The sequence below is a fragment of the Streptomyces sp. HUAS 15-9 genome (assembly GCF_025642155.1).
Classification (GTDB): domain Bacteria; phylum Actinomycetota; class Actinomycetes; order Streptomycetales; family Streptomycetaceae; genus Streptomyces.
The window spans coordinates 6,822,260-6,843,074 of record NZ_CP106798.1 but is presented as its reverse complement, the minus strand read 5'-3'; the positions used below and the strand labels follow the sequence as shown (position 1 = coordinate 6,843,074).

Sequence of the window (20,815 nt, the reverse complement as noted above, 5' to 3'; positions counted from 1 at the left end):
CGGGTCAGGGCCTGACGAAGGAGTCGCGCGTCACCTGGACCGGCCGCCCGGCGCGGTCGGTCGGCGCCTCCAGGGTGACCAGGATCCGCTGGATCTCCTCCGTGCGGTACGAGCCCTGGCCGCCCAGCTCCAGCACCCAGAACTTGGCACGCCCGTCGCCGCTCGCCTCGCGTGTGACGCCGACGCTGAACTCCAGTTGCACCTGCCCGACGCCGAACCGGAAGTCGGCGTCAGTCGCGCCCGCGACGGCCTCAGCGAGTTCCTCCCGCAGCGCCGCGATGGTCTCGGCCAGCCCAAGGTTCCCCACAGTGATTCCCCCGTGTCCGTCTGAGAGTGCCCCCGGTGTGCGGGACGATTATTCCCAGCCGCACGGACGGCCACGCGGGAATCCGTGGAACGCTCCGGCACCCGGACCGCCATGGCATTCTGGCGGGTTCACCGGGGGAACCCTGGGTGGTCAGCGGTTCATCCGGTGGCGAGGGTGAACACGTGCAGATCCGTGTCGTCCGGCAGCTTCACGCTCCTGATGGTCTTGCCGGGCGGCGCCTCGAACGGCTTCGTCGCGAAGACGTACGTCGCCACCGGGTCCTTGTCCGCGCCCGCGACGTTGCGGTACGCGCTCTTGGCGACGACCTCGTTGCCGTACTGGACGGTTCCGCCGCCTCCGCCGACGGTCCAGTCGGTGAAGGAGAGGTCGACGGCCTCGGTGGTGCCGTCGGTGTAGGTGACGGTGGCCTTCGTCTGCTGGTTACCGTTGACGCCGCTGCCGATGAAGGACAACTTGGCGGCCGGGGCGGGCAGTTCGACGGTCTGGCCGGCCGCGGTGGCGTTGTCCGGGCGGCCGGTGGGCGAGTTCGGCCAGGTGAAGGTGAGCCCGTCCACCGTGCTCTGCCCGCCGGGGGTCAGGCCCGCCGCGGCCAGGGCCTGACGGGAGTAGCTCCAGCCGCCGCCGTCGTAGTCGGCCTCGTCGTGGTCACCGTTGTCGTCCGAGACGCCGGTGTTGTTGTAGGCGGCGAGGAGGGTGCCGGGTGCGGCCACGGTCAGGGCGACCGGCTGCGCGTACGAGGTGTCGCCCGAGGTCACCGTGACCTTGACGTCGTAGAAGCCCTGGCGTGCGCCGTCGGCCGCGGAGAGGGTGATCTCCTGCGCGCCGTCGGTGACGGTGCCCTCGGCGGGCGTGGCCGTGATGCCGTCCGGGGTCTCGACCCGGAAGCGGACCTCGGGGCCGGTGCCGCCGCTCAGCGACAGGGCGCGGACGCCGACCTCGGTGCTGCCGCCGGGGGCGAGGGTCGCCGCGGTGGGGCCGACGCCGATCTGGTACGGCTGCTCGCCCTCCCGGAAGGACGGGGGCGGGGCGGAGGTGCCCCAGGCCCGGTTCCGGGCGGCGGAGAGCGTGTAGTCCAGTCGGCCGCCGTCACGCACGAAGGAGGCAGGGAGCCAAGGCCGGTCACTGCTGCGGCCGTTGACCTTCAGAGACTGGACGTACGGGGCGTCGGCGGCCGCTCCGCTCGCGCGGATGGAGATGTCGTTGCCCTGCGGACGGTCGATCTCGACGCGCTCGAACAGCGGTGACGCGAGGACGAGTTCGGCGCGGGAGGGGACCTGCGGATACATGCCGAGCGCGGAGAAGACGTACCAGGACGACATGGCGCCGAGGTCGTCGTTGCCGGGGATGCCGCCGGGCTTCGTCGACCAGAGCTGCTTCATCGCCGCGCGGACCGTCTCCTGCGTCCTGTACGGGGCGCCCGCGTAGTCGTAGAGGTAGGGGACGTTGAGGGACGGCTCGTTGTCCAGCTCGGACTTGGTGCCGCCGCTGCCGGTGAAGGCCCAGCTGCCGTCCGCGTTGTGGAAGAAGTCGTCGAGCCGGGCCAGGGCCTTGTCCGTGCCGCCCATCGCCGCGAACAGGCCGGCCGGGTCGTGCTGGACCATCCAGGTGTACTGGGCTGCCGTGCCCTCGACGAACCCGTTGCCGGTGTCCGGGGTGAAGCCGGTGACCCAGCTGCCGTCGGCCCTGCGGTTGGCGATGTAGCCGCCGGTGGGGTCGGCGGCGATGTCGAAGTTGTTCTGCCACCACTGGGCGCGCCGGGCGAAGACCGCCGCCGTGTCCTTCTCCCCCGCCGCCGCGGCGAGCCGGGAGAGCGAGAAGTCGGCGGTGGACATCTCCAGGGTCTCGGCCGCGCCACCCCAGGCGTTGGACACGGACGGCATGTAGTGGTGGGTCAAGTACTTGTCCAGGGAGGGGCGTTGGCCGACGGACAGCACCGGCTTGCCCGCGGCCGAGAGGTCCTTGTCGGTCGGTACGGTCGCCGCCTTCACCAGCGAGTCCAGCGCGCCGCGCAGGTCGAAGCGGGTGCCGCCGAACGCATGGATGCCGGCGAGGGCGGTGGGCGACGGGTCGCCGTTCATGACGTGTGTGCCGCTCGCGCCGTGCAGCCAGCGGTCCCAGATGCCGCCGTTCTGCCGGGCGAGTTCGTACAGCGACTGGGCGATGTCCGAGCCGGTGCGCGGGTCGAGGAGGGTGAGCAGCTGCACCTGGTCGCGGTAGACGTCCCAGCCGGAGAAGGTTCCGTACTGGGCCCGGTGACCTCTGCCCACCCGGTGCACCTTGTCGTCGCTGCCCCGGTATCTGCGGTCGGCGTCGCTGATGACGTTCGGGTGCAGCAGGGAGTGATAGAGGGCGGTGTAGAAGGTGGCGCGGTCCGTCTCCGTGCCGCCGCCGACCCGTATGGCGCCCAGCCGGTGGCGCCAGGCCTGCCGAGCCGCGGCCTCGACCGAGTCGAAGGAGCGGTATGACGGGTTCTCGGCCGCGAGGTTCGCCTCGGCGCCCGCCCGACTGACGTACGAGATACCGACCTTGGCGTTCACCGGGCCGGTTCCGGACGCGAACTCGACGTACCCGCCCGCGCCCTTGCCCGCGACGGGCCGCCCGCCCTTGGCGAAGCCGCCCGTGCCGCCGGAGGCCGTGGTGGCTCCGGGGTCGAGCCGGTCGTCCTGCCAGGTGCCGGTGGACTTGAAGGCGCGGTCGAAGCGGGCGGTGAAGTAGAGGGTGTAGTAGGCACGTTGGCCCTCCGGGTCCAGGTAGCCGCAGAAGTCGCCGGAGGTGACGGAGCCGGAGATGGTGCGGGTCGCGGGGTCGATCACGACCGTCGAATCGGTCGACCCCACCTCGGAGTTGGCGGCGCGGACGAGCAGCGAGGCCGGCTTGTCCGCGGGGAAGGTGAAGCGGGCCGAGCCGGTGCGCGCGGTCGCGGTGAGGTCGGCGGTGACGCCGGAGGCGAGGCCCACCTTGTAGTGGCCGGGTTCGGCACTCTCGTCGGTGTGGCTGAAGTCGGAGGCGTAGACGGCGTCCTTGGTGTCGCTCGCCGGGGACGAGGTGACCTCGCCCGCGTACGGGAAGAGCGGGATGTCTCCGCTGCCGCCCGCACAGCCCGTGCCGGACATATGGGTGAGGCTGAAGCCGCGGATGCGGGTCGCGTCGTACTGGTAACCGCCGGGTGCGGCGGTGCGAGTGGCGTCGCCTCGGGTGTTCTCGGGGCTCCAGGAGAGCATGCCGAACGGCACGACGGCCCCCGGGAAGGCATTGCCGCCGTTCTTGGTGCCGATCAGCGGATCGACGTATGCGGTGGGGTCCTTGACGAGATCGGGGGGTGCGGCGGTCGCCGCCAGGGCGGGGGTGGCGCCGCCCACCGCGAGGACCGCGGCGAGCAGCAGTGACGTGGGGCAAAAACGCATGACGCGGCCCCTCCTCCTTCGGACGGGTCGCGCATCACAGGTCGCACAAGCCGCAGGGACAGTAACGCGCGTCGGCAGTACCACGGAAGACCGCGTGCACCACCGCCGACGCGCCCCAGGATCACCCTGTCGAGTGACCTCAACTTCCTTGACATCGTTGTCGGTTGGGGCGGTAGAGTCGTGTTCAGACCTACTAGACAACGTTGTCGCCATCACGGCGTCGACACAAGCCGCGCTCCACCCGGGCGGGCCGCACCCCCTCACCCGCCCGGCTCGCGGACCCGGTGCGCACTGCCACCGGGTCCGCCCAGAGCGACTCAGCCGACCTGACAGGGCAGGGTCGTCGCACTGTCACCGCCGGAGCCCTGGCCGACGTATCCGAACGTCGCGCTCCGCCCCGGACTCAGCGAGCCGCTCCAGTCGGCGTTGTGGACCATCACGTTTTGCCCGGTGTAGGTCGCGTTGCCGTTCCACAGACTGGCCAACGACTGACCGCCCGGCAGCGTCCAGTCGACCATCCAGCCGAGCATCGGCACATCGCCGCTGTTGGTGACGGTCACCTCGGACTGGTAGCCACCGGGCCGGCTGTTCGTCGTCCTGCGGGTGGCCGCGCAGGCGCCGGGCGGGGGCTCGGTGGGGCTGCCCGGGTCGTGAATGCTGCCAGCACAGGAAGGTGCGGCTGCCCGGTTTCATGGGGGTGCCGTGGGCCTCGGCACGGGTGCCGGTGGCGACGACGAGCCCGAGGGCCGGGCGGTGGTGAGCAGGGCCAGGAGGACCAGGAAGAAGGCCCTGCCGCGCGAGGTCGAGTGCCGTGACCCGCGCGAGGTCGAGTGCGGTAATCGGGGACGTCCGGCATGACAACCCTACGATCTACGGCCGTGCCGAAGGCGTGCGGATACGCACCGAGGGGCGCGTGGGGTGGGAGCGGGCCGCGCGGCGGGTTCCGGTCCGCCGCATGGGAGCGCTCCCACCCCACTCTCCCGTGAAACTAGCGCGGACCACGGCAGCTGTAAACGCCCGCTGCGCAGGGGCGGGTGACCTTCCGGGAGACGAGGGAAGTTTCCGGTAAGAAGATTCCGTTAAGAGAGGGGATTTTCCGGGCAAAAGGAGGCGGAGGCGTCGCCTGTGAAGGGGGTGCCGGCTGTCCGCACCTTGGGCCGGGCCATAGCCAGGGCGAATCACCGGTGCTACAAATATCGCATGGCGGACCGATTCGCCCGGTTTCGACGCTTCTCCTGGCGTTCGCTTGCCGGCAAGAGCCCGCGAAGTGTCGCCGGGCAGGTCTTCGTACTGCAGGTGACGCTGGTCGCGTTGCTGGTGGTCGGTGCCGTCTTCGCCCTGGTCCTGCAGTCGCAGCGGGACACCAGCACGGAGGCCAAGCGCCGCTCCGTGGCCGTCGCGCAGACCTTCGCGCACTCCCCGGGCGTCCTGGAGGCGCTGAAGACCCAGAAACCGTCGAAGGTGCTCCAGCCGCTGACCGAGGCGGGACGGAAGTCGGCGGGCGTCGACTTCATCGTGGTCATGGACACCAAGGGCATCCGCTACACCCATCCCCTGCCGGACCGGATCGGCAAACGGTTCGTGGGGGAGATCCAGCCGTCGCTGGAAGGAAAGGTCTACACCGAGAGCGTCCACGGCCCGCTGGGCCATGAGGTGCAGGCGACCGTGCCCATCGAGAACGCCGACGGCAAGGTGGTCGCCCTCGTGTCCGCGGGGATGAAGGTCAAGAACGTGACCAGCGAGGTGAACCGGCAGCTGCCGATCATCCTCGCCGCCGGCACCGGTGCGCTCGTGTTGTCGACCGGCGGGACGGCGCTGGTGGGCCGGCGGCTGCAGCGGCAGACCCACAGCCTGGCGCCGCACGAGATGACCCGCATGTACGAGCACCACGACACGGTGCTGCACTCCGTACGGGAAGGAGTGCTGATCGTCGGTGAGGACGGGCGCCTGCTCCTCGCCAACGACGAGGCGAGACGGCTCCTCGAGCTGGCCCCGGACGCGGAGGGGTGGCACGTGTGGGAGCTGTCCGACCTCGAGCCCGACATGGTGGACCTGCTGGTCTCCGGGCGCGAGGCCACAGACGAGGTGCACTTCGCCGGGGAGCGGCTGCTCGCGGTCAACCAGCGGCCCACGGACCGCGACGGCGGCCCCAGGGGAACCGTGGTGACGCTCCGCGACTCCACCGAGCTCCAGGCGGTGTCCGGCCGCGCGGAGCTCGCCCGTGAGCGGCTCAAGCTGCTGTACGACGCGGGACTCAGCATCGGCAGCAGCCTCGACGTGCTCCAGACCGCCGACGAGCTGGCGCAGGTCGCCGTCCCCCGCTTCGCCGACTTCGTCACCGTGGACCTCGCGGACGCCGTCATCCACGGCGAGGAACCCGCCCCCACGGCGACCGACATGCGGCGCGTCGCCGTGTGCGGCATCCGGGAGGACCATCCGCTCTACGAAAAGGGCCGGCTGATCGACTTCCTGCCCTCCACACCCCAGGCGCGCGGCTACGGCACCGGCCGCTCCGAGCTGGTGACGGACCTGTCGGACGCACCGGACTGGCACGCGCAGGACCCGGAGCGCGCCCGGGGCATCGTCGCCTACGGCATCCACTCGCTCATCGCCGCGCCGATCCGGGCCCGCGGTGTCGTGCTGGGCATGGCCAACTTCTGGCGCTCCAAACGGCACGACCCCTTCGACGAGGAGGAGCTGTCGCTGGCGGAGGAGCTGGTCGCCCGTGCCGCGGTGAGCATCGACAACGCCCGCCGCTACACCCGCGAGCACGCCCTGGCGGTCACGCTCCAGCGCAGCCTGCTGCCGCGGGCCCTGCCCGAGGTGAGCGCCCTGCAGGTCGGCTACCGCTACATCCCCGCCCAGTCGGGCGTGAGCGGTGACTGGTTCGATGTGATCCCGCTGCCGGGGAACCGGGTGGCGCTGGCCGTCGGCGATGTCGTCGGGCACGGTCTGCACGCCGCCGCGACGATGGGGCGGCTGCGGACCGCGGTGCACAACTTCTCCACGCTGGACCTGCCGCCGGACGAGCTGCTGAGCCACCTGGACGACCTGGTCGGCCGCATCGACCAGGACGAGGCGTGCGCGGAGGCGTCCGAGGTCGTGGGCGCCACCTGCCTGTACGCGATCTACGACCCCGTGAGCCGCCGCTGCGCCATGGCACGCGCGGGACACCTGGCGCCCGCGCTGGTCCATCCGGACGGCAGCGTCACCTTCCCCGACCTGCCCGGCGGGCCGCCGCTCGGCCTGGGGGGCATGCCCTTCCAGACGGCCGAGGTGGACATCGCGGAGGGCACTCAGCTGGTCCTGTACACCGACGGCCTCATCGAGGACCGTACGCGCGATCTGGACGTGGGCATGGAGCTGCTGCGCCGGGCGCTGGCGGGCCACCCCGACCGGCCGCCCGACGAGAGCTGCCGTGCGGTGGTGGAGGAGCTGCTGCCGGGGCGGCCCAAGGACGACGTCGCCCTGCTCATCGCGCGCACCCGGGCGCTGCCGTCCGACCAGGTCGCCGACTGGGACGTACCGCGCGATCCGGCCGCCGTGTCGGGGATGCGCAGCGCCGTCTCCGAGAAACTGGCCGAGTGGGACCTGTCGGAGCTCGACTTCGGCATGGAACTCATCCTGAGCGAGTTGATCACCAACGCCATCCGCTACGGGTCCGAGCCGATCCATGTACGCCTGATCAAGGACCGCACGCTGACCTGCGAGGTGTCCGACGGCAGCAGCACATCGCCGCATCTGCGGTACGCCGCGACGACCGACGAGGGCGGCCGGGGCCTGTTCCTGGTCTCCCAGATGGCCGAGCGCTGGGGCACCCGCTACACCCCGCAGGGCAAGGTGATCTGGGCCGAACTGGCCCCACCGGACGCCGACGAGGTCGCTCTGCTGGAGATCCCGGACGACCTCTTTCCGGACTGACGCATGAGCGGCCTCACGGACGGCCGGACCAGCGCACGAGGGCCTCGCACGGCCGGACTGACTTTCGTGACGCCCTTCGCGACGCCCTTCGTGACACCCTGCGCCGTACCCGGCCCGGACACGGCGAAGGGCCGCACCCCCGTCACCGGGGATGCGGCCCTGTACCGCCGTGCCCTACCGCTTGCCGCCTACTTGCTGATCAGGCTCCGGAGCACGTACTGCAGGATGCCGCCGTTGCGGTAGTAGTCGGCCTCACCGGGGGTGTCGATGCGGACGACCGCGTCGAACTCGACACCGGTGTCGGTCGTGACCTTGACCGTGCGCGGCGTGGTGCCGTTGTTCAGCTCGGTGACGCCGGCGAAGGAGAAGGTCTCCTCACCGGTCAGGCCGAGGGACTCGGCGGAGGCGCCCTCCGGGAACTGCAGCGGCAGGACGCCCATGCCGATGAGGTTCGAGCGGTGGATACGCTCGTACGACTCGGCGATGACAGCCTTGACGCCGAGCAGCGCGGTGCCCTTGGCGGCCCAGTCACGGGACGAGCCGGAGCCGTACTCCTTGCCGGCCAGGACGACCAGCGGGATGCCCTGCTCGATGTAGTTGCGCGAGGCGTCGTAGATGAACGACACCGGCGCGTCCGCCTGGGTGAAGTCGCGGGTGTAGCCGCCCTCGGTGCCCGGCGCGATCTGGTTGCGCAGGCGGATGTTGGCGAACGTACCGCGGATCATGACCTCGTGGTTGCCACGGCGGGAGCCGTAGGAGTTGAAGTCACGACGCGCCACACCGTGGTCGGTGAGGTACTTGCCGGCCGGGGTGTCGGCCTTGATGGCACCGGCCGGGGAGATGTGGTCGGTGGTGACCGAGTCGCCCAGCTTGGCGAGCACACGGGCACCGGCGATGTCGGTGACCGGGGCCGGCTCCATGCCCATGCCCTCGAAGTACGGGGGCTTGCGGACGTAGGTCGACTCGGCGTCCCACTCGAAGGTGTTGCCGGTCGGGATCGGCAGCGACTGCCACTGGGCGTCGCCCGCGAAGACGTCCGCGTAGGACTTGTTGAACATGTCCTCGCCGATGGCGTTCGCCACGACGTCGTTGACCTCGGCCTCGGTCGGCCAGATGTCGGTCAGGTAGACCGGCTTACCGTCCTGGTCGGTGCCGAGGGCGTCCTTGGTGATGTCCACCTTCATGGAGCCCGCGATGGCGTACGCGACGACCAGCGGCGGGGAGGCCAGGTAGTTCATCTTGACGTCGGGGTTGATACGGCCCTCGAAGTTCCGGTTGCCGGAGAGGACCGAGGTGACCGCGAGGTCGTGGTCGTTGACGGCCTTGGAGACCTCCTCCGGCAGCGGGCCGGAGTTGCCGATGCAGGTGGTGCAGCCGTAACCGACCAGGTTGAAGCCGACCTTGTCGAGGTACGGGGTCAGACCGGCCTTGTCGAAGTAGTCGGTGACGACCTTCGAGCCCGGGGCGAGGGTGGTCTTGACCCACGGCTTGCGGGTCAGGCCCTTCTCCACGGCCTTCTTCGCGACGAGCGCGGCGGCGACCATGACGTACGGGTTCGAGGTGTTGGTGCAGGACGTGATGGCCGCGACCGTCACCGCACCGTGGTCGATGGTGTAGGTCGTGCCGTCGGGGGCGGTGACCTGGACCGGGTTGGACGGCGTGCCGTTCGGGTGGACAGCCGGGGCGTCGGAGGCCGGGAAGGACTCCTCGCCCGCCTCGTCGGCGGTGGTGACGTAGTTCAGGACGTCGCTCTTGAACTGCTCGGCCGCGTTGGCGAGGACGATGCGGTCCTGGGGGCGCTTCGGGCCGGCGATGGAGGGGACGACCGTCGACAGGTCCAGCTCGAGCTTCTCGGAGAAGTCCGGCTCGGCCTGCGGGTCCAGCCAGAGGCCCTGCTCCTTGGCGTAGGCCTCGACGAGCGCGACCTGCTGGTCCGAACGGCCGGTCAGGCGCAGGTAGTTCAGGGTCTCGTCGTCGATCGGGAAGATCGCGGCGGTGGAGCCGAACTCCGGCGACATGTTGCCGATGGTGGCGCGGTTGGCGAGCGAGGTGGCGGCCACGCCCTCGCCGTAGAACTCGACGAACTTGCCGACGACACCGTGCTTGCGGAGCATCTCGGTGATGGTGAGCACGAGGTCCGTGGCCGTCGTACCCGGCTGCAGCTCACCGGTGAGCTTGAAGCCGACGACGCGCGGGATGAGCATGGAGACCGGCTGGCCGAGCATGGCGGCCTCGGCCTCGATGCCGCCGACGCCCCAGCCGAGGACGCCGAGGCCGTTGACCATGGTGGTGTGCGAGTCGGTGCCGACGAGGGTGTCCGGGTAGGCCTGACCGCCTCGCACCATGACGGTCCGCGCGAGGTGCTCGATGTTCACCTGGTGGACGATGCCGGTGCCCGGCGGGACGACCTTGAACTCGTCGAACGCGGTCTGGCCCCAGCGCAGGAACTGGTAGCGCTCCTTGTTGCGGCCGTACTCCAGCTCGACGTTCTGCTTGAACGCGTCCTGCGTGCCGAACTTGTCGGCGATGACGGAGTGGTCGATGACCAGCTCGGCCGGGGCCAGCGGGTTGATCTTCGCCGGGTCGCCGCCCAATTCCTTGACGGCCTCACGCATGGTCGCGAGGTCCACGACGCAGGGGACGCCGGTGAAGTCCTGCATGATCACGCGGGCCGGCGTGAACTGGATCTCCTGGCTGGGCCGGGCCTGCGAGTCCCAGCCGCCGATGGCGCGGATGTGGTCGGCGGTGATGTTCGCGCCGTCCTCCGTGCGGAGCAGGTTCTCCAGCAGGACCTTGAGGCTGTATGGCAGCCGGGCCGAGCCCTCCACCTTGTCCAGCCGGAAGATCTCGTACGACTCGTCGCCCACCTGCAGCGTGCTGCGGGCGTCGAAGCTGTTCGCCGACACGACAGTCTCCTTCATTGATGTGCGCGTACTCACCACGATCCTGCCGCCACGGCATCTGGGCCAATCCGCTAAGGTAAGGCTAAGTTAGGTAACCCTTACCACCAGACTCGGCAGCGGCGTGCGGCTGCGGTGCTCCTCGACAGATATCTCGATGTCGAGATAACTCTAGTACACGGGGGCCGGATGGTCATGTCCGGACCGAATCCGCCGCCCCGATATTCAGTGGCATGGCCCACACGACACGTACGGCACATTTTTCGCAAATCAGTACGCAAGACTCTTGTACGACTCATCATCGTCAAACCCCCTTCATCCGGAAGTACACTGACACTCCATCACCCGAATGGACCCCTCAACAGGCGCCATCTCATATCTGAGATAGCCTCAGCCTCATGGCAGACGACTACCTCGTACGCATCGGCAAGCTCATCCGTGACGCCCGGCAACACCGCGGCTGGACACAGGCGCAGCTCGCGGAAGCGCTCGGCACAAGTCAGAGCGCTGTCAATCGCATCGAGCGCGGCAACCAAAACATCAGCCTTGAGATGATCGCTCGAATCGGTGAAGCCCTGGACAGTGAGATCGTCTCGTTGGGCTACGCGGGCCCGATGCATCTGCGAGTGGTCGGCGGCCGCCGGCTGTCCGGGGCCATCGACGTGAAGACCAGCAAGAACGCCTGCGTCGCCCTCCTGTGCGCCACGCTCCTCAACAAGGGCCGCACTGTGCTGCGTCGGGTCGCCCGGATCGAGGAGGTGTACCGCCTGCTGGAGGTGCTCAACTCGATCGGCGTGCGGACCCGCTGGATCAACGACGGGGTCGACCTGGAGATCGTGCCGCCGGCCGAACTCGGCATGGACGCCATCGACTCCGACGCGGCCGTGCGCACGCGCTCCATCATCATGTTCCTCGGCCCGCTGCTGCACCGTATGGACGGGTTCAAGCTGCCGTACGCCGGCGGCTGCGACCTCGGCACACGGACCATCGAGCCGCATATGATCGCGCTGCGCCGCTTCGGGCTCGACATCGCCGCCACCGAGGGGCAGTACCACGCCCAGGTGGACCGTTCCGTACGGCCCGACCGGCCGATCGTACTGACCGAGCGCGGCGACACCGTGACCGAGAACGCGCTGCTGGCCGCCGCCCGGCACGACGGTGTCACCGTCATCCGCAACGCGTCCTCCAACTACATGGTCCAGGACCTCTGCTTCTTCCTGGAGGTGCTGGGCGTCAAGGTCGAGGGCATCGGCACGACGACCCTCACCGTGCACGGTGTGCCGGACATCGACGCCGACGTCGACTACTCCCCCTCCGAGGACCCGGTCGAGGCGATGAGCCTGCTGGCCGCCGCGGTCGTCACGGAGTCGGAGCTGACGGTGCGCCGGGTGCCGATCGAGTTCCTCGAGATCGAGCTCGCGGTGCTGGAGGAGATGGGCCTCGACCACGACCGCACCCCGGAGTACGTCGCCGACAACGGCCGTACCCGACTGGTGGACCTGACCGTGCGGCCCTCCAAGCTGGAGGCGCCGATCGACAAGATCCACCCGATGCCGTTCCCGGGCCTGAACATCGACAACGTCCCGTTCTTCGCGGCCATCGCGGCGGTCGCCCAGGGCAAGACGCTGATCCACGACTGGGTCTACGACAACCGGGCCATCTATCTGACCGACCTCAACCGCCTCGGCGGCCGCCTCCAACTCCTCGACCCGCACCGCGTACTGGTCGAGGGCCCGACCCGCTGGCGCGCCGCCGAAATGATGTGCCCGCCCGCGCTGCGACCGGCCGTGGTAGTCCTGCTGGCGATGATGGCGGCGGAGGGCACCTCCGTACTGCGCAACGTGTATGTCATCAACCGCGGCTACGAGGACCTCGCCGAACGCCTCAACTCGATCGGGGCGCAGATCGAGATCTTCCGGGACATCTGAAGGCCCTCGGAAAAGACGTCGTCACGCACCCCCTGATCTGCATAAACGCAAGGGAGGAGGGGCGTGACGGCGCCTCGGCCCCCCCTTGAACCTTGAGGTCTGCCGTGGCTCGGAGGGATAGCCTGCGACGATGACGGTCTATCTCCTGTGGCACATGGGGCACCAGAACGAAGCTGGTGACGGTGGTGCAACCGTGCACGTCGAGGGTCAGGCCGTGTATATCGATGAGCAGGATGGCGACGACGCGAAGCTGCTCGGCGTCTACTCCACCTGGGAGAAGGCCAGGGAACGTATGCGTCGCGCACGGCTCCTGCCGGGCTTTGCCGACGAGCCAGACTGCTTCGTCATCGATGAGTACACACTCGACGAGGACGAGTGGACCGAGGGTTTCGTGCGTATCCCCCCTGTCGTCCAGGACTCTCCACAGGTCAACGGGCGGACCGGATGAAGGTGCCTACGATGGGGAGTCCGGCGGACGTGCGGTGGTTCACCGTATCCGGACCGCCGTGAGCACCCCGTCGCCCACTTCCCGTAGGTCCACCGCGAAGTCGCCGGTCTCCGCCACGAGGGCGCTGAAAGCGGTGAGCCGGTCGCGGTGGCTCATGGCGTTGTCCACCGCCACGATGCCGTGCGGTGCCAGTACCCGGCGCAACTGCGGCCAGCACTCCACGTACGCGGGGCGTTCGGCGTCCAGGACGACGAGGTCGACCGACGCGTCCTCGGTCCGCGCCGGCACCTCACCCCCGTCGCCGTGCACCACATCCACGTGGTCCGACACTCCGGCGCGTTCGAGATTGCGCAGGGCGGCTTCGACCCGGACAGCGTCCGTCTCGACCGTGGTCAGCCGTCCACCGGTGTCCCGCACCGCGTCGGCGAACCAGATGGCTGAATAGCCGTTGGACGTAGGGATCTCCAGCACGGATCTACCGCGCTGGGCCCGGATCAGCAGGGCGATCAGGCCTGCCGCCTCCGGTGTCATGTTGCGTAAGCGCAGCGGCCGGTCGGCCAGCGGCCCGTCGTGTGCCCCGCCCTCCCGGTAGAGGATGCCGAGAAGAGCGGCCAGTTGACGGTCCACGCGGGCTCCAGTCGGGTTCGGATCTCTCGGGTGGCACTGTCCTGACCGTTGTCAGCACGATCCGGGGCGTTCCTCTGTCCTGTCTCGTCGATCTCACGTCCGCGGACGTCGTCCTTGCGACCCCACGGGACGTGTCTTCACAGCCGGCGTCCCTCGACCGAACGGACCGGCCCGGCGGAGTGTCGCTCCGCCGGGCCGGTCCGTTCAGTGGGACGGTCAGGCCCCGCGGAACCACGCCGTGTTCGGGCGGTCCTCGCGGAGCAGGGTGTCGGCGTGGCCGAAGCCGTCGGCGATGCTGATGAGGCGGTACTGGCGGTCGTGGAAGACCCAGGTCCAGGTCTGGCCGTTCATCCGGTACTTGCCGGGGACGAAGTGGAGGGCGTCGATCTTGGTGACGCCCCGCAGGGAGGTCCACTGGGTCAGGTCGCGGTCGGTGCGGACCACTTCGTCGGTGTGCATGCCGCCGTCGGCGATGGAGATCAGACGGTAGCGCTGGCCCTGCGCGGTGGTGTGGAAGAGCCAGTACTGCGTCTTGCCGTCCACGCGGCGCTGGTCCGGCACCGGCAGCACCGCGTCGACCCGGGTGACGTCCTTGAGGGAGCGCCAGGCGCTGAGCGCCCGGTCGTCGCCGATGCTGCGGCTGGTGTGCCGGGCGTCGCAGGAGATGTTGATGCGGCGGTAGACCTGGGTGCCGCCCACGGTGTGGAAGAGCCAGTAGCTGCTCTCTCCGTTCACGGACTGCTCGTCGGGGACCGGCACGATCGCGTCGACCTGTTCGACCCCGGCCAGCGCGGGCCAGGTGGAGAGGTCCGCGGCGGTGTCGGTGACGACGCCGGTGCTGTCGTCGCTCCCCGTGGTGAGCGCGCCGGTCTCGGCGGCGCCGGTGGTGACGACACGGACGGTGCGGCCGGAGAAGGTCCAGTCCCGCTCCTCCGAGTCCGGCCAGGGCAGGATCTCGTCGACCGGGCCGGGTTGCACGGGCGGCCGCGGCGGGCGGGTCTCGCCGCCGGTCGTGCTCGTCGTTTCCCACTGCTGGGTCCCGGTCTGCCCGCTGTTGTCCGGGACCGCCGCCTCCAGGCGGCCCCGGCTGAGGCCGCGCAGCGTGCTGATGGACGGAGTGAAGGCGTAGACAGAGCCCTCGGTGGTCACGAAGGGCTTGAAGTGGAGCGTGGTGGTGTTCCGGTCGCCGTTGACGCGGCTCTCGAAGGCGACCTCGCCCCGGGCGACTCCCGGGAGCTGGCCGCTGACCATCGGGTCCGGTCCGGGCTTGGGGTCGCGGTCGTGCGGGAAGTTGGGGTCGTTGACCCAGTCGGCCTGGATGAACTCGAACTGCGTGGCCAGGTTGGCCTGGTAGCAGACGAAGAGCAGGCCTCGCTGCTCGTCCGGGCCTCCCCCGTCCCCGTTGGCGGGGTCGAAGGGGGCGCCGTAGGGGATACCGCGCCGGATGATGCGGCGCAGGTCCATGAACTTCTCCTCGACCAGTTTGCCTCCGTCGACCAGTCCGTCGCGCGGAGCGGTCTTGCGCAGGTGGGAGAAGAGGGGAGTGGTGACGCCGTCGAGGTCGTCCTTGAAGCTGAGGTCGTTGTCGGGTTTGGTGCCCGGCGGGGGCGACTGGTCGGGGAACTTGGCGACCGAGGCGCCGCAGCGCCAGCGGCCCACCAGACGGGCGGCGAGCCACTCGCTCTTCGTGTTCTCGCCGACCACCTTGGCTTCCTTCAGCTTCTGGAGTTCGGCGTTGACCTGTGCCCACCAGCCGGGTACGTCCTGGGCGAGCCGTCGTACGACCTGGAAGGAGCCGTACTTCATCCACTCGGGAGCGCCCGTGGGCAAGGGGGTGTCGTCGGAGCCGAGGACGAACTGGCCGGCCGGGATCATCCGGGCGCCCTTGGCCTCCGCCGCGTCGTCGAAGCCCACCACGAACGGTTCGCTGACGCCGTCCTTGAAGCCGAAGTGCTCATTGCCGCGACGGTTGCCGGGCAGCGTGGCACCGTTCTGCTGGTGGACGATCAGCACTCCGGCCCTGGAGGCGGCCTCCAGTTGCCGGTTCAGCTCGGTGGTGCGGTCGAGGTCGAGGTCGGCGGCGACGGTGAGCACCGCGTGGATGACGGGTCTGTGGTCGGCGCCGAAGATCCAGTGCTTCGGGTCGTTGCAGCCCGTGTCGCCCAGGGCCTTGCAGCGGGCGGCGGACCCCTGAACGAACGCCTGGATCGTGCCGCCCGTGGGCACCTTGTCGAACACCTTCTCCTTGCCCGTGAGGAACAGCATGCCGGGGTGGGTGAGGCTCAGGCCGAGCCAGGTGGCCTTGAGGTTCTTCGGGTCGTCACCGGCGGAGTTCTTGCGGGCCCTGTGGAACTTTGCGTTGAAGGCGGCGACCTGCTGGGTGGTGGCGACGTTGGGGACCAGCTCGGCCAGCCAGTTCCGGGCGGCGGTCATGTCGCCGAACTGGAGGAAGAGCAGGGTCATGTAGTCCTTCTTGAACCCGGCGAGGATGTCGCCCTGGATCTCCGTGCTGTTGCGCAACGGCAGGGGGGTGGACATGGAACTCCCTTGACTGTGGGGACATATGGGGACATGCATGGCTGACCCGGGCGGCGCCGTGGGCAGCGCTGCCCGGGTGTACGGCGGCAGGGGACGAACAGGGGTCAGGCGCCGGGCTTGAGCTGCACCCACTTGGCGACGCTGGGCACACCCCGGTCGTCGAGCAGGAAGAGCAGGTAGAAGCCGGGCGGCGCGTCCTTGGCGGACTGCGGGGTGGTGAGGACGAGCTTGTTGCCGGCGCGGCTGGTGATGGGGAGTTCGATGCGGCGCTGGCTGGTGTCCACCGAGTGGGTGGAGGTGATGGGTGCCATCAGGACGGCCTTCTCCGCCTGTTCGGGCGTGCCCGTGCTGATCCGGAGGTCGGCGTTGTAGCCCAGGGGTTGACTCGGCACGTCCGTCAGGGTGGGGCGGACGCCGCCCTGGTGCAGATACGGCGGCTCGAAGATCTCGATGGTGCCGTTCATCCCGGACTTGATGTCCCGGTTGTTGGCGATCTCCTGCAGCTCGTCACCGGTGATCATGATGCGGCCGTCGGGCAGGATCACGGCGTTGGAGTGGTAGCCGCGCGGCAGCCGCTGGACCGGGCCGAGCCGCCAGGTGCCGTCGGTGCCGCGCAACTCGGTCTGGCGGTACTTCTCGTCGGCGTTGGGGTTGTACAGGCCGTTGCCGTAGTCGCGGATGTCGTAGCCGCCGTTGACGGTCCACAGCCGCCCGTCGGGGAAGATCAGCGTGTCGTCCTGGGTGCGGCCGAAGGCACGGGGGGTGTCCTCGGTCCAGCGGCCGCCGGAGAACTTGTACGTCTTGGGGTCGTTGCGGTCACCCCCCAGGATCAGCACGGAGTCGGGGCCCTGGCCCTTGGTGGTGCTGGGCAGGGCCACCGCCGAGCCGTAGTTGCGCATGCCGCCGCCGGGGCGGGGGCGCAGCACCTGATCGGTCTCGGTCTGCGGATCGAAGGCGAACTGCTCGTTGTAGTTGCGGCCGAAGCCGTAGATCAGGCCGTCCCGCAGGGAGAACAGGTGCGGGTAGTCGGCCATGTAGTCGGCCGTGATCTTCCACTTGTCGAGCGGCTGGCCGACGGGTCCGATCGTCTTGTCGTACGTGACGCCGGTGCCCTGGGCCGGGAAGCGCTCGATCGTCTGGGAGAGCTTGCCCCAGCCGGTGTCGCCGTGGCCGGAGGTGATGAACTGCCGGCCATCGGCGCCTGTGACCACGGAGGGGTACCAGCGGCCCTCGGCCATGTCCTGCTGCCGGTACCACTTGTTGTTCCAGGGGTCGAAGACCAGGGCGAGGTGGGCACCGGTGCCGTGGTTGCCGCCGAGGTTGCCGCCGAAGATGCCCACCATGCCGTTGGGCAGGTAGGAGTGCCCGGCGCAGAAGATCGGCGCGGCGCGCGGTTCGTCCAGGCCGTCGTCCATGTTGACCACGGGTGGCGGTACGGCCTTGAAGGCGGCGGGGTCGTCGGGCTTTTTGCTCGGGTCCCAGACGTAGGCGCGTCCGGCGTTGTCGCGGCCGATGACCTCGGTGGGCGCGGTCTCCTTGTTGGGGCTGTCCTCGACGGCCTCGAAGGAGAACAGCAGGACCTTGCCAGTGGGCAGCAGGGCGACGTGGTCGCCGTAGTCCGGACTGGAGAAGTAGTCGGTGAACTTGCCGAACGCCGCAGGGGTGAACTTCGCGTTCTGCTCCTTCTGCGAGTCGGTGAGCCGATTGAGACTGCGGTTCCGCATGGGCTGGGGGTAGCCCCGGTCGACGGCGCGCAGGCCGATGCGGTCGCGGGCCATCTGTTCGGCGCGGGCCCTGCCGAATGCCTTGACCTCGTCGGGGCGGATCTCCTCGGCGAGCTCCGCCTTCGAGATGTGCACCCCGTGCGGGTGCGGATCGGCCGGCCGTGCCGAGGACGGCAGGGGGACGAGACGGAACGGGGCGGCGCGGCCGGCGGGGGCGGTGAGTGACAGAACGACCGCGGCGCAGCCAGCCGCGATCGTCCACCTCCCTCTGCGGGGCATGGGGACTCCTCTTGGGGACACGTGGCGCACCGAGCCAGTACGGGGCAGTCCAGGGCGACCACGTAGAGTGACGGAATGACGTCAGTAAATCACGCAGGGTAGCGAAATGTGACCGCTTTCTCGAAAGAATGACCGCTTTGCCCCGATGGGATGCAACGCTGCGTGTCCGTAGACCCCTCGATCGCCACGGCGACTGCAATGGTCCCGGCCAGTCCCCCGTCCCCTTCCGAGGAGCACCCCCATGCCCCGAACACGTACCGCCGTCACCGCGGCCGCGGGAGCCGCGACCCTGCTCGTCTGTGCCGCCCCCGCCGTGGCCGACCCGCCCCAACCGCCGCACCACTTCTCGGTGTTCGTCCCCGGCGGTGCCGACGGCCGGCCGCACGAGGCGCTCTGCCCGGCCGCGCAGCACGCCTACAGCGGCGGATACACCATCAGCGCCAAGAAGGACGCGATCCTCGGCACGGACCGGACCGATGTCACCGAGGACCGCATGAACGACCACGCCACCGGCTGGATCATCACCGCGCGCAAGGCCCAGACCTGGCCCTTCCTCAGCCGCTCGGCTCCGGCCGACCTGACGATCCACATCGCCTGCACGGACGACGTCATGAGCCACGGAGCCGCCTGAACGCGGAGCGGCGGCCCGGCGCACCTGATGCGCCGGGCCGCCGTGTGTGCGCGCTCAGCCCTGGCCGAGCGTCACCTCCCGCACCTGGTGGGCGTGGAAGTACGGCAGCGGCAGACCGCCTTCGGGGCGCAGCTCCATCACGGTGGCCTCGACGTCGGCCGTGCCGGGGCGGACCCGGTCCTTCTCGACCTTGCCGGTGTTCACCCAGGTGTGTACGGCGCCGTCGCACACCGCCCGGGTGCCGCCGATGCCGTAGCGGACGGTCGAGGAGTCCTGGCCGACGGTGCTGCTGACGAACACCGGTCCCGTGCCGCCGGTGCAGCGATAGGTGCCGGAGAGGGTCACGGTGCCGTCCGCCGCGACGCGGCCCGTCGGATCGACGGTGACGGTCTCGTTCGGGTCGGCGGTCGCGGGGGCGACGGCGGTGCAGAGCAGCGCGGCGGCTCCGGCGGCGGCCGCGGCGAGGGCGGGACGTACGGGCATGGGGGGCCTTTCCGGTCGTACGGTGGGGGGTTCCCACTGGTACCGGGCGGGCGCGGCACCGTGTGTGAACGTCACTCCATCGGGGGCGAGTCACGGCGGTCGTGGAACGGTCAGGGAGTTGTCCGCGAGTTGTCACACTTCGCTTCAGGCCGTTCCGAGGAGTTCACGAGGGGAGCATGGTCTACTCGTGCCGGGCGCCGAACAGGCCGCAGGCACCCGTCAGATCCGACGCGGAGGTGTGCCATGTGTTCCCACCGGACCCCGACTCACGACAGCGGCGCCCCGCACATCGTCGCCGCCCACCCCGAGCAGGGCTGGAGCCTGCTGTGCGACGGGGGGATCGTCTTCGACGACACGGGCGAGCTGCACGCCGATGGCAGCGTCGTGCCGCCGCACCGGGCACCGGCCGAACGGCAGACGGTCGCCGTCTGAGCCCCGGCTCGGAGCCGCCTGAACCCCGGTTCGGAGTCGCCCGAGCCCCGGTTCGGAAGGCTCTGGAACTCCGGTTCAGGACGGCTCTAGGTGTACTCGGCCGTCACGTTGGTGACACGCAGCCGTCGGTAGTTGATCAAGGAAGGACCTCCGGGCGTAGTGGAGATAGCCGTCTTCACTCACCTCGGAGGTCCTGGTGGCCCACGCTAATGCCCGGCTGACTTTTCACGGCAGATGCCTGCTGGTGCGTCGTGTCGTACTGGACCGGCGTCCGGTCGCTCACGTCGCAAAGGAACTCGGCGTCTCCCGCCAGTGCGCCCATCGCTGGGTGAACCGCTACCGCGCGGAGGGCTGGAGCGGGCTGCAGGACCGCAGCAGCAGTCCGCACCGCCGTCCCACCCGCACACCCGCGGCCGTCGAACAGCGCGTGCTCAAAGCCCGCCGCACCCTGCGCACGGGTCCCGACGCCCTGGCCGAGCAGACCGGCGTCCCCGCCCGCACCATCAGCCGGATCCTCAGCCGCCACCAGGTGCCGGCGCTGTCCGCCTGCGACCCGCTGACCGGCCAGGTCATCCGCGCCACCAGGGCCAGCAGCCGCCGCTACGAACACTCCCGGCCCGGCGACATGATCCATGTCGACGTCAAGAAGCTCGGCAGGATCCCCGCCGGCGGCGGCCATCGCGCCCACGGCCGCGGTGAACGACCCGGATCGATGCGGGGACTGGGTTACGACTACGTCCACGCTGCCGTCGACGACCACTCCCGCCTCGCCTACGCCGAGATCCTCCCCGACGAGAAGGGCACCACCTGCGCGGGCTTTCTCACCCGCGCAGCCGCGTTCTTCCACGCTCACGGCATCACCCGCATCGAGCGGGTCATGACCGACAACGCCAAGAACTACCGGCTCTCGCACGACTTCCAGACCGCATGCCAAGCACTCGGAGCACGCCAGAAGTTCACCCGCCCGCACTGCCCGTGGACCAACGGAAAGGTCGAACGGTTCAACCGCACCCTGCAGACCGAATGGGCTTACCGGAAGGTCTTCACCAGCAATGCCCAACGCGCGCGAGCACTCGCGCCCTGGCTCGACTTCTACAACACTGGCCGCCGACACACCGCGCTCGGCGGCCAGCCACCGATCAGCCGACTGTCACCAACCTCATGACCGAGTA

At 69.6% G+C, this 20,815-nt stretch carries 13 protein-coding genes and 1 pseudogene; 6 read left to right on the top strand and 8 right to left on the bottom strand.

Annotation, left to right across the window (positions count from 1 at the left end):
- Positions 1–4: 4 nt before the first annotated feature.
- The 3 genes and pseudogenes from N8I87_RS31255 to N8I87_RS31245 all read right to left on the bottom strand — a co-directional run.
- Complete coding sequence (locus N8I87_RS31255; RefSeq protein ID WP_263213724.1) at positions 5–307, bottom strand: trypco2 family protein; 303 nt, start codon at positions 305–307, stop codon at positions 5–7.
- Positions 308–465: 158 nt separating this feature from the next.
- Positions 466–3,732: a GH92 family glycosyl hydrolase gene (locus N8I87_RS31250; protein WP_263213723.1), complete on the bottom strand. Its 3,267-nt coding sequence runs from the start codon at positions 3,730–3,732 to the stop codon at positions 466–468.
- 317 nt (positions 3,733–4,049) lie between these two features.
- Positions 4,050–4,388: pseudogene (locus N8I87_RS31245) on the bottom strand (cellulose binding domain-containing protein); the annotation flags it as partial.
- A gap of 544 nt (positions 4,389–4,932) precedes the next feature.
- Between N8I87_RS31245 and N8I87_RS31240 the strand changes: the two are divergent.
- On the top strand, positions 4,933–7,653 hold the full coding sequence (locus N8I87_RS31240) for a SpoIIE family protein phosphatase (RefSeq protein WP_263213722.1): 2,721 nt from the start codon (positions 4,933–4,935) through the stop codon (positions 7,651–7,653).
- A 188-nt stretch (positions 7,654–7,841) separates the two neighbouring features.
- On the opposite strand, the gene acnA is transcribed toward N8I87_RS31240, so the two are convergent.
- The gene (gene acnA, locus N8I87_RS31235) at positions 7,842–10,559 is read right to left on the bottom strand and encodes an aconitate hydratase AcnA (RefSeq protein WP_317633508.1); all 2,718 of its coding nucleotides are present in this window, start codon (positions 10,557–10,559) and stop codon (positions 7,842–7,844) included.
- A 392-nt stretch (positions 10,560–10,951) separates the two neighbouring features.
- On the opposite strand from acnA, the gene N8I87_RS31230 reads away from it, so the two are divergent.
- Positions 10,952–12,481 carry a helix-turn-helix domain-containing protein gene (locus N8I87_RS31230; protein WP_263213720.1) on the top strand — a complete coding sequence of 510 codons (1,530 nt, stop codon included), beginning with the start codon at positions 10,952–10,954 and terminating at the stop codon, positions 12,479–12,481.
- Between the two features lie 130 nt (positions 12,482–12,611).
- Positions 12,612–12,929: a DUF7336 domain-containing protein gene (locus N8I87_RS31225; RefSeq protein WP_263213718.1), complete on the top strand. Its 318-nt coding sequence runs from the start codon at positions 12,612–12,614 to the stop codon at positions 12,927–12,929.
- A gap of 39 nt (positions 12,930–12,968) precedes the next feature.
- Here N8I87_RS31225 and N8I87_RS31220 read toward each other — a convergent pair whose 3' ends face one another.
- The 3 genes from N8I87_RS31220 to N8I87_RS31210 all read right to left on the bottom strand — a co-directional run bounded on the left by N8I87_RS31220 (position 12,969) and on the right by N8I87_RS31210 (position 18,097).
- Positions 12,969–13,556: an O-methyltransferase gene (locus tag N8I87_RS31220; RefSeq protein ID WP_263213717.1), complete on the bottom strand. Its 588-nt coding sequence runs from the start codon at positions 13,554–13,556 to the stop codon at positions 12,969–12,971.
- 216 nt (positions 13,557–13,772) lie between these two features.
- Positions 13,773–16,094 carry a Dyp-type peroxidase gene (locus N8I87_RS31215; RefSeq protein WP_263213716.1) on the bottom strand — a complete coding sequence of 774 codons (2,322 nt, stop codon included), beginning with the start codon at positions 16,092–16,094 and terminating at the stop codon, positions 13,773–13,775.
- 104 nt (positions 16,095–16,198) lie between these two features.
- Complete coding sequence (locus N8I87_RS31210) at positions 16,199–18,097, bottom strand: galactose oxidase early set domain-containing protein (RefSeq protein ID WP_263213715.1); 1,899 nt, start codon at positions 18,095–18,097, stop codon at positions 16,199–16,201.
- A gap of 241 nt (positions 18,098–18,338) precedes the next feature.
- Here N8I87_RS31210 and N8I87_RS31205 point away from each other — a divergent pair, with 241 nt between their 5' ends.
- A complete protein-coding gene (locus tag N8I87_RS31205; RefSeq protein WP_263213714.1) occupies positions 18,339–18,728 on the top strand; it encodes a hypothetical protein in 390 nt (129 codons plus the stop codon).
- A gap of 54 nt (positions 18,729–18,782) precedes the next feature.
- Here N8I87_RS31205 and N8I87_RS31200 read toward each other — a convergent pair whose 3' ends face one another.
- Entirely contained in the window at positions 18,783–19,211 is a 429-nt protein-coding gene (locus N8I87_RS31200) for a DUF6299 family protein (protein WP_263213713.1), read from the bottom strand.
- A 243-nt stretch (positions 19,212–19,454) separates the two neighbouring features.
- Between N8I87_RS31200 and N8I87_RS31195 the strand changes: the two genes are divergently transcribed.
- Together N8I87_RS31195 and N8I87_RS31190 are read left to right on the top strand one after the other, a co-directional pair.
- Positions 19,455–19,643 (top strand): DUF5999 family protein, encoded by a 189-nt coding sequence (locus N8I87_RS31195; protein ID WP_263213711.1) that lies wholly within the window; start codon positions 19,455–19,457, stop codon positions 19,641–19,643.
- A 196-nt stretch (positions 19,644–19,839) separates the two neighbouring features.
- A complete protein-coding gene (locus tag N8I87_RS31190) occupies positions 19,840–20,808 on the top strand; it encodes an IS481 family transposase (RefSeq protein ID WP_263206714.1) in 969 nt (322 codons plus the stop codon).
- The last annotated feature ends 7 nt before the right edge of the window (positions 20,809–20,815 follow it).

Coding starts and splice junctions, on each gene's coding strand:
- N8I87_RS31205 (WP_263213714.1), top strand. CDS start 18,339: ATGCCCCGAACACGTACCGCCGTCACCGCGGCCGCGGGAGCCGCGACC.
- N8I87_RS31225 (WP_263213718.1), top strand. CDS start 12,612: ATGACGGTCTATCTCCTGTGGCACATGGGGCACCAGAACGAAGCTGGT.
- N8I87_RS31215 (WP_263213716.1), bottom strand. CDS start 16,094: ATGTCCACCCCCCTGCCGTTGCGCAACAGCACGGAGATCCAGGGCGAC.
- N8I87_RS31240 (WP_263213722.1), top strand. CDS start 4,933: ATGGCGGACCGATTCGCCCGGTTTCGACGCTTCTCCTGGCGTTCGCTT.
- N8I87_RS31230 (WP_263213720.1), top strand. CDS start 10,952: ATGGCAGACGACTACCTCGTACGCATCGGCAAGCTCATCCGTGACGCC.
- N8I87_RS31195 (WP_263213711.1), top strand. CDS start 19,455: ATGTGTTCCCACCGGACCCCGACTCACGACAGCGGCGCCCCGCACATC.
- N8I87_RS31250 (WP_263213723.1), bottom strand. CDS start 3,732: ATGCGTTTTTGCCCCACGTCACTGCTGCTCGCCGCGGTCCTCGCGGTG.
- N8I87_RS31200 (WP_263213713.1), bottom strand. CDS start 19,211: ATGCCCGTACGTCCCGCCCTCGCCGCGGCCGCCGCCGGAGCCGCCGCG.
- N8I87_RS31210 (WP_263213715.1), bottom strand. CDS start 18,097: ATGCCCCGCAGAGGGAGGTGGACGATCGCGGCTGGCTGCGCCGCGGTC.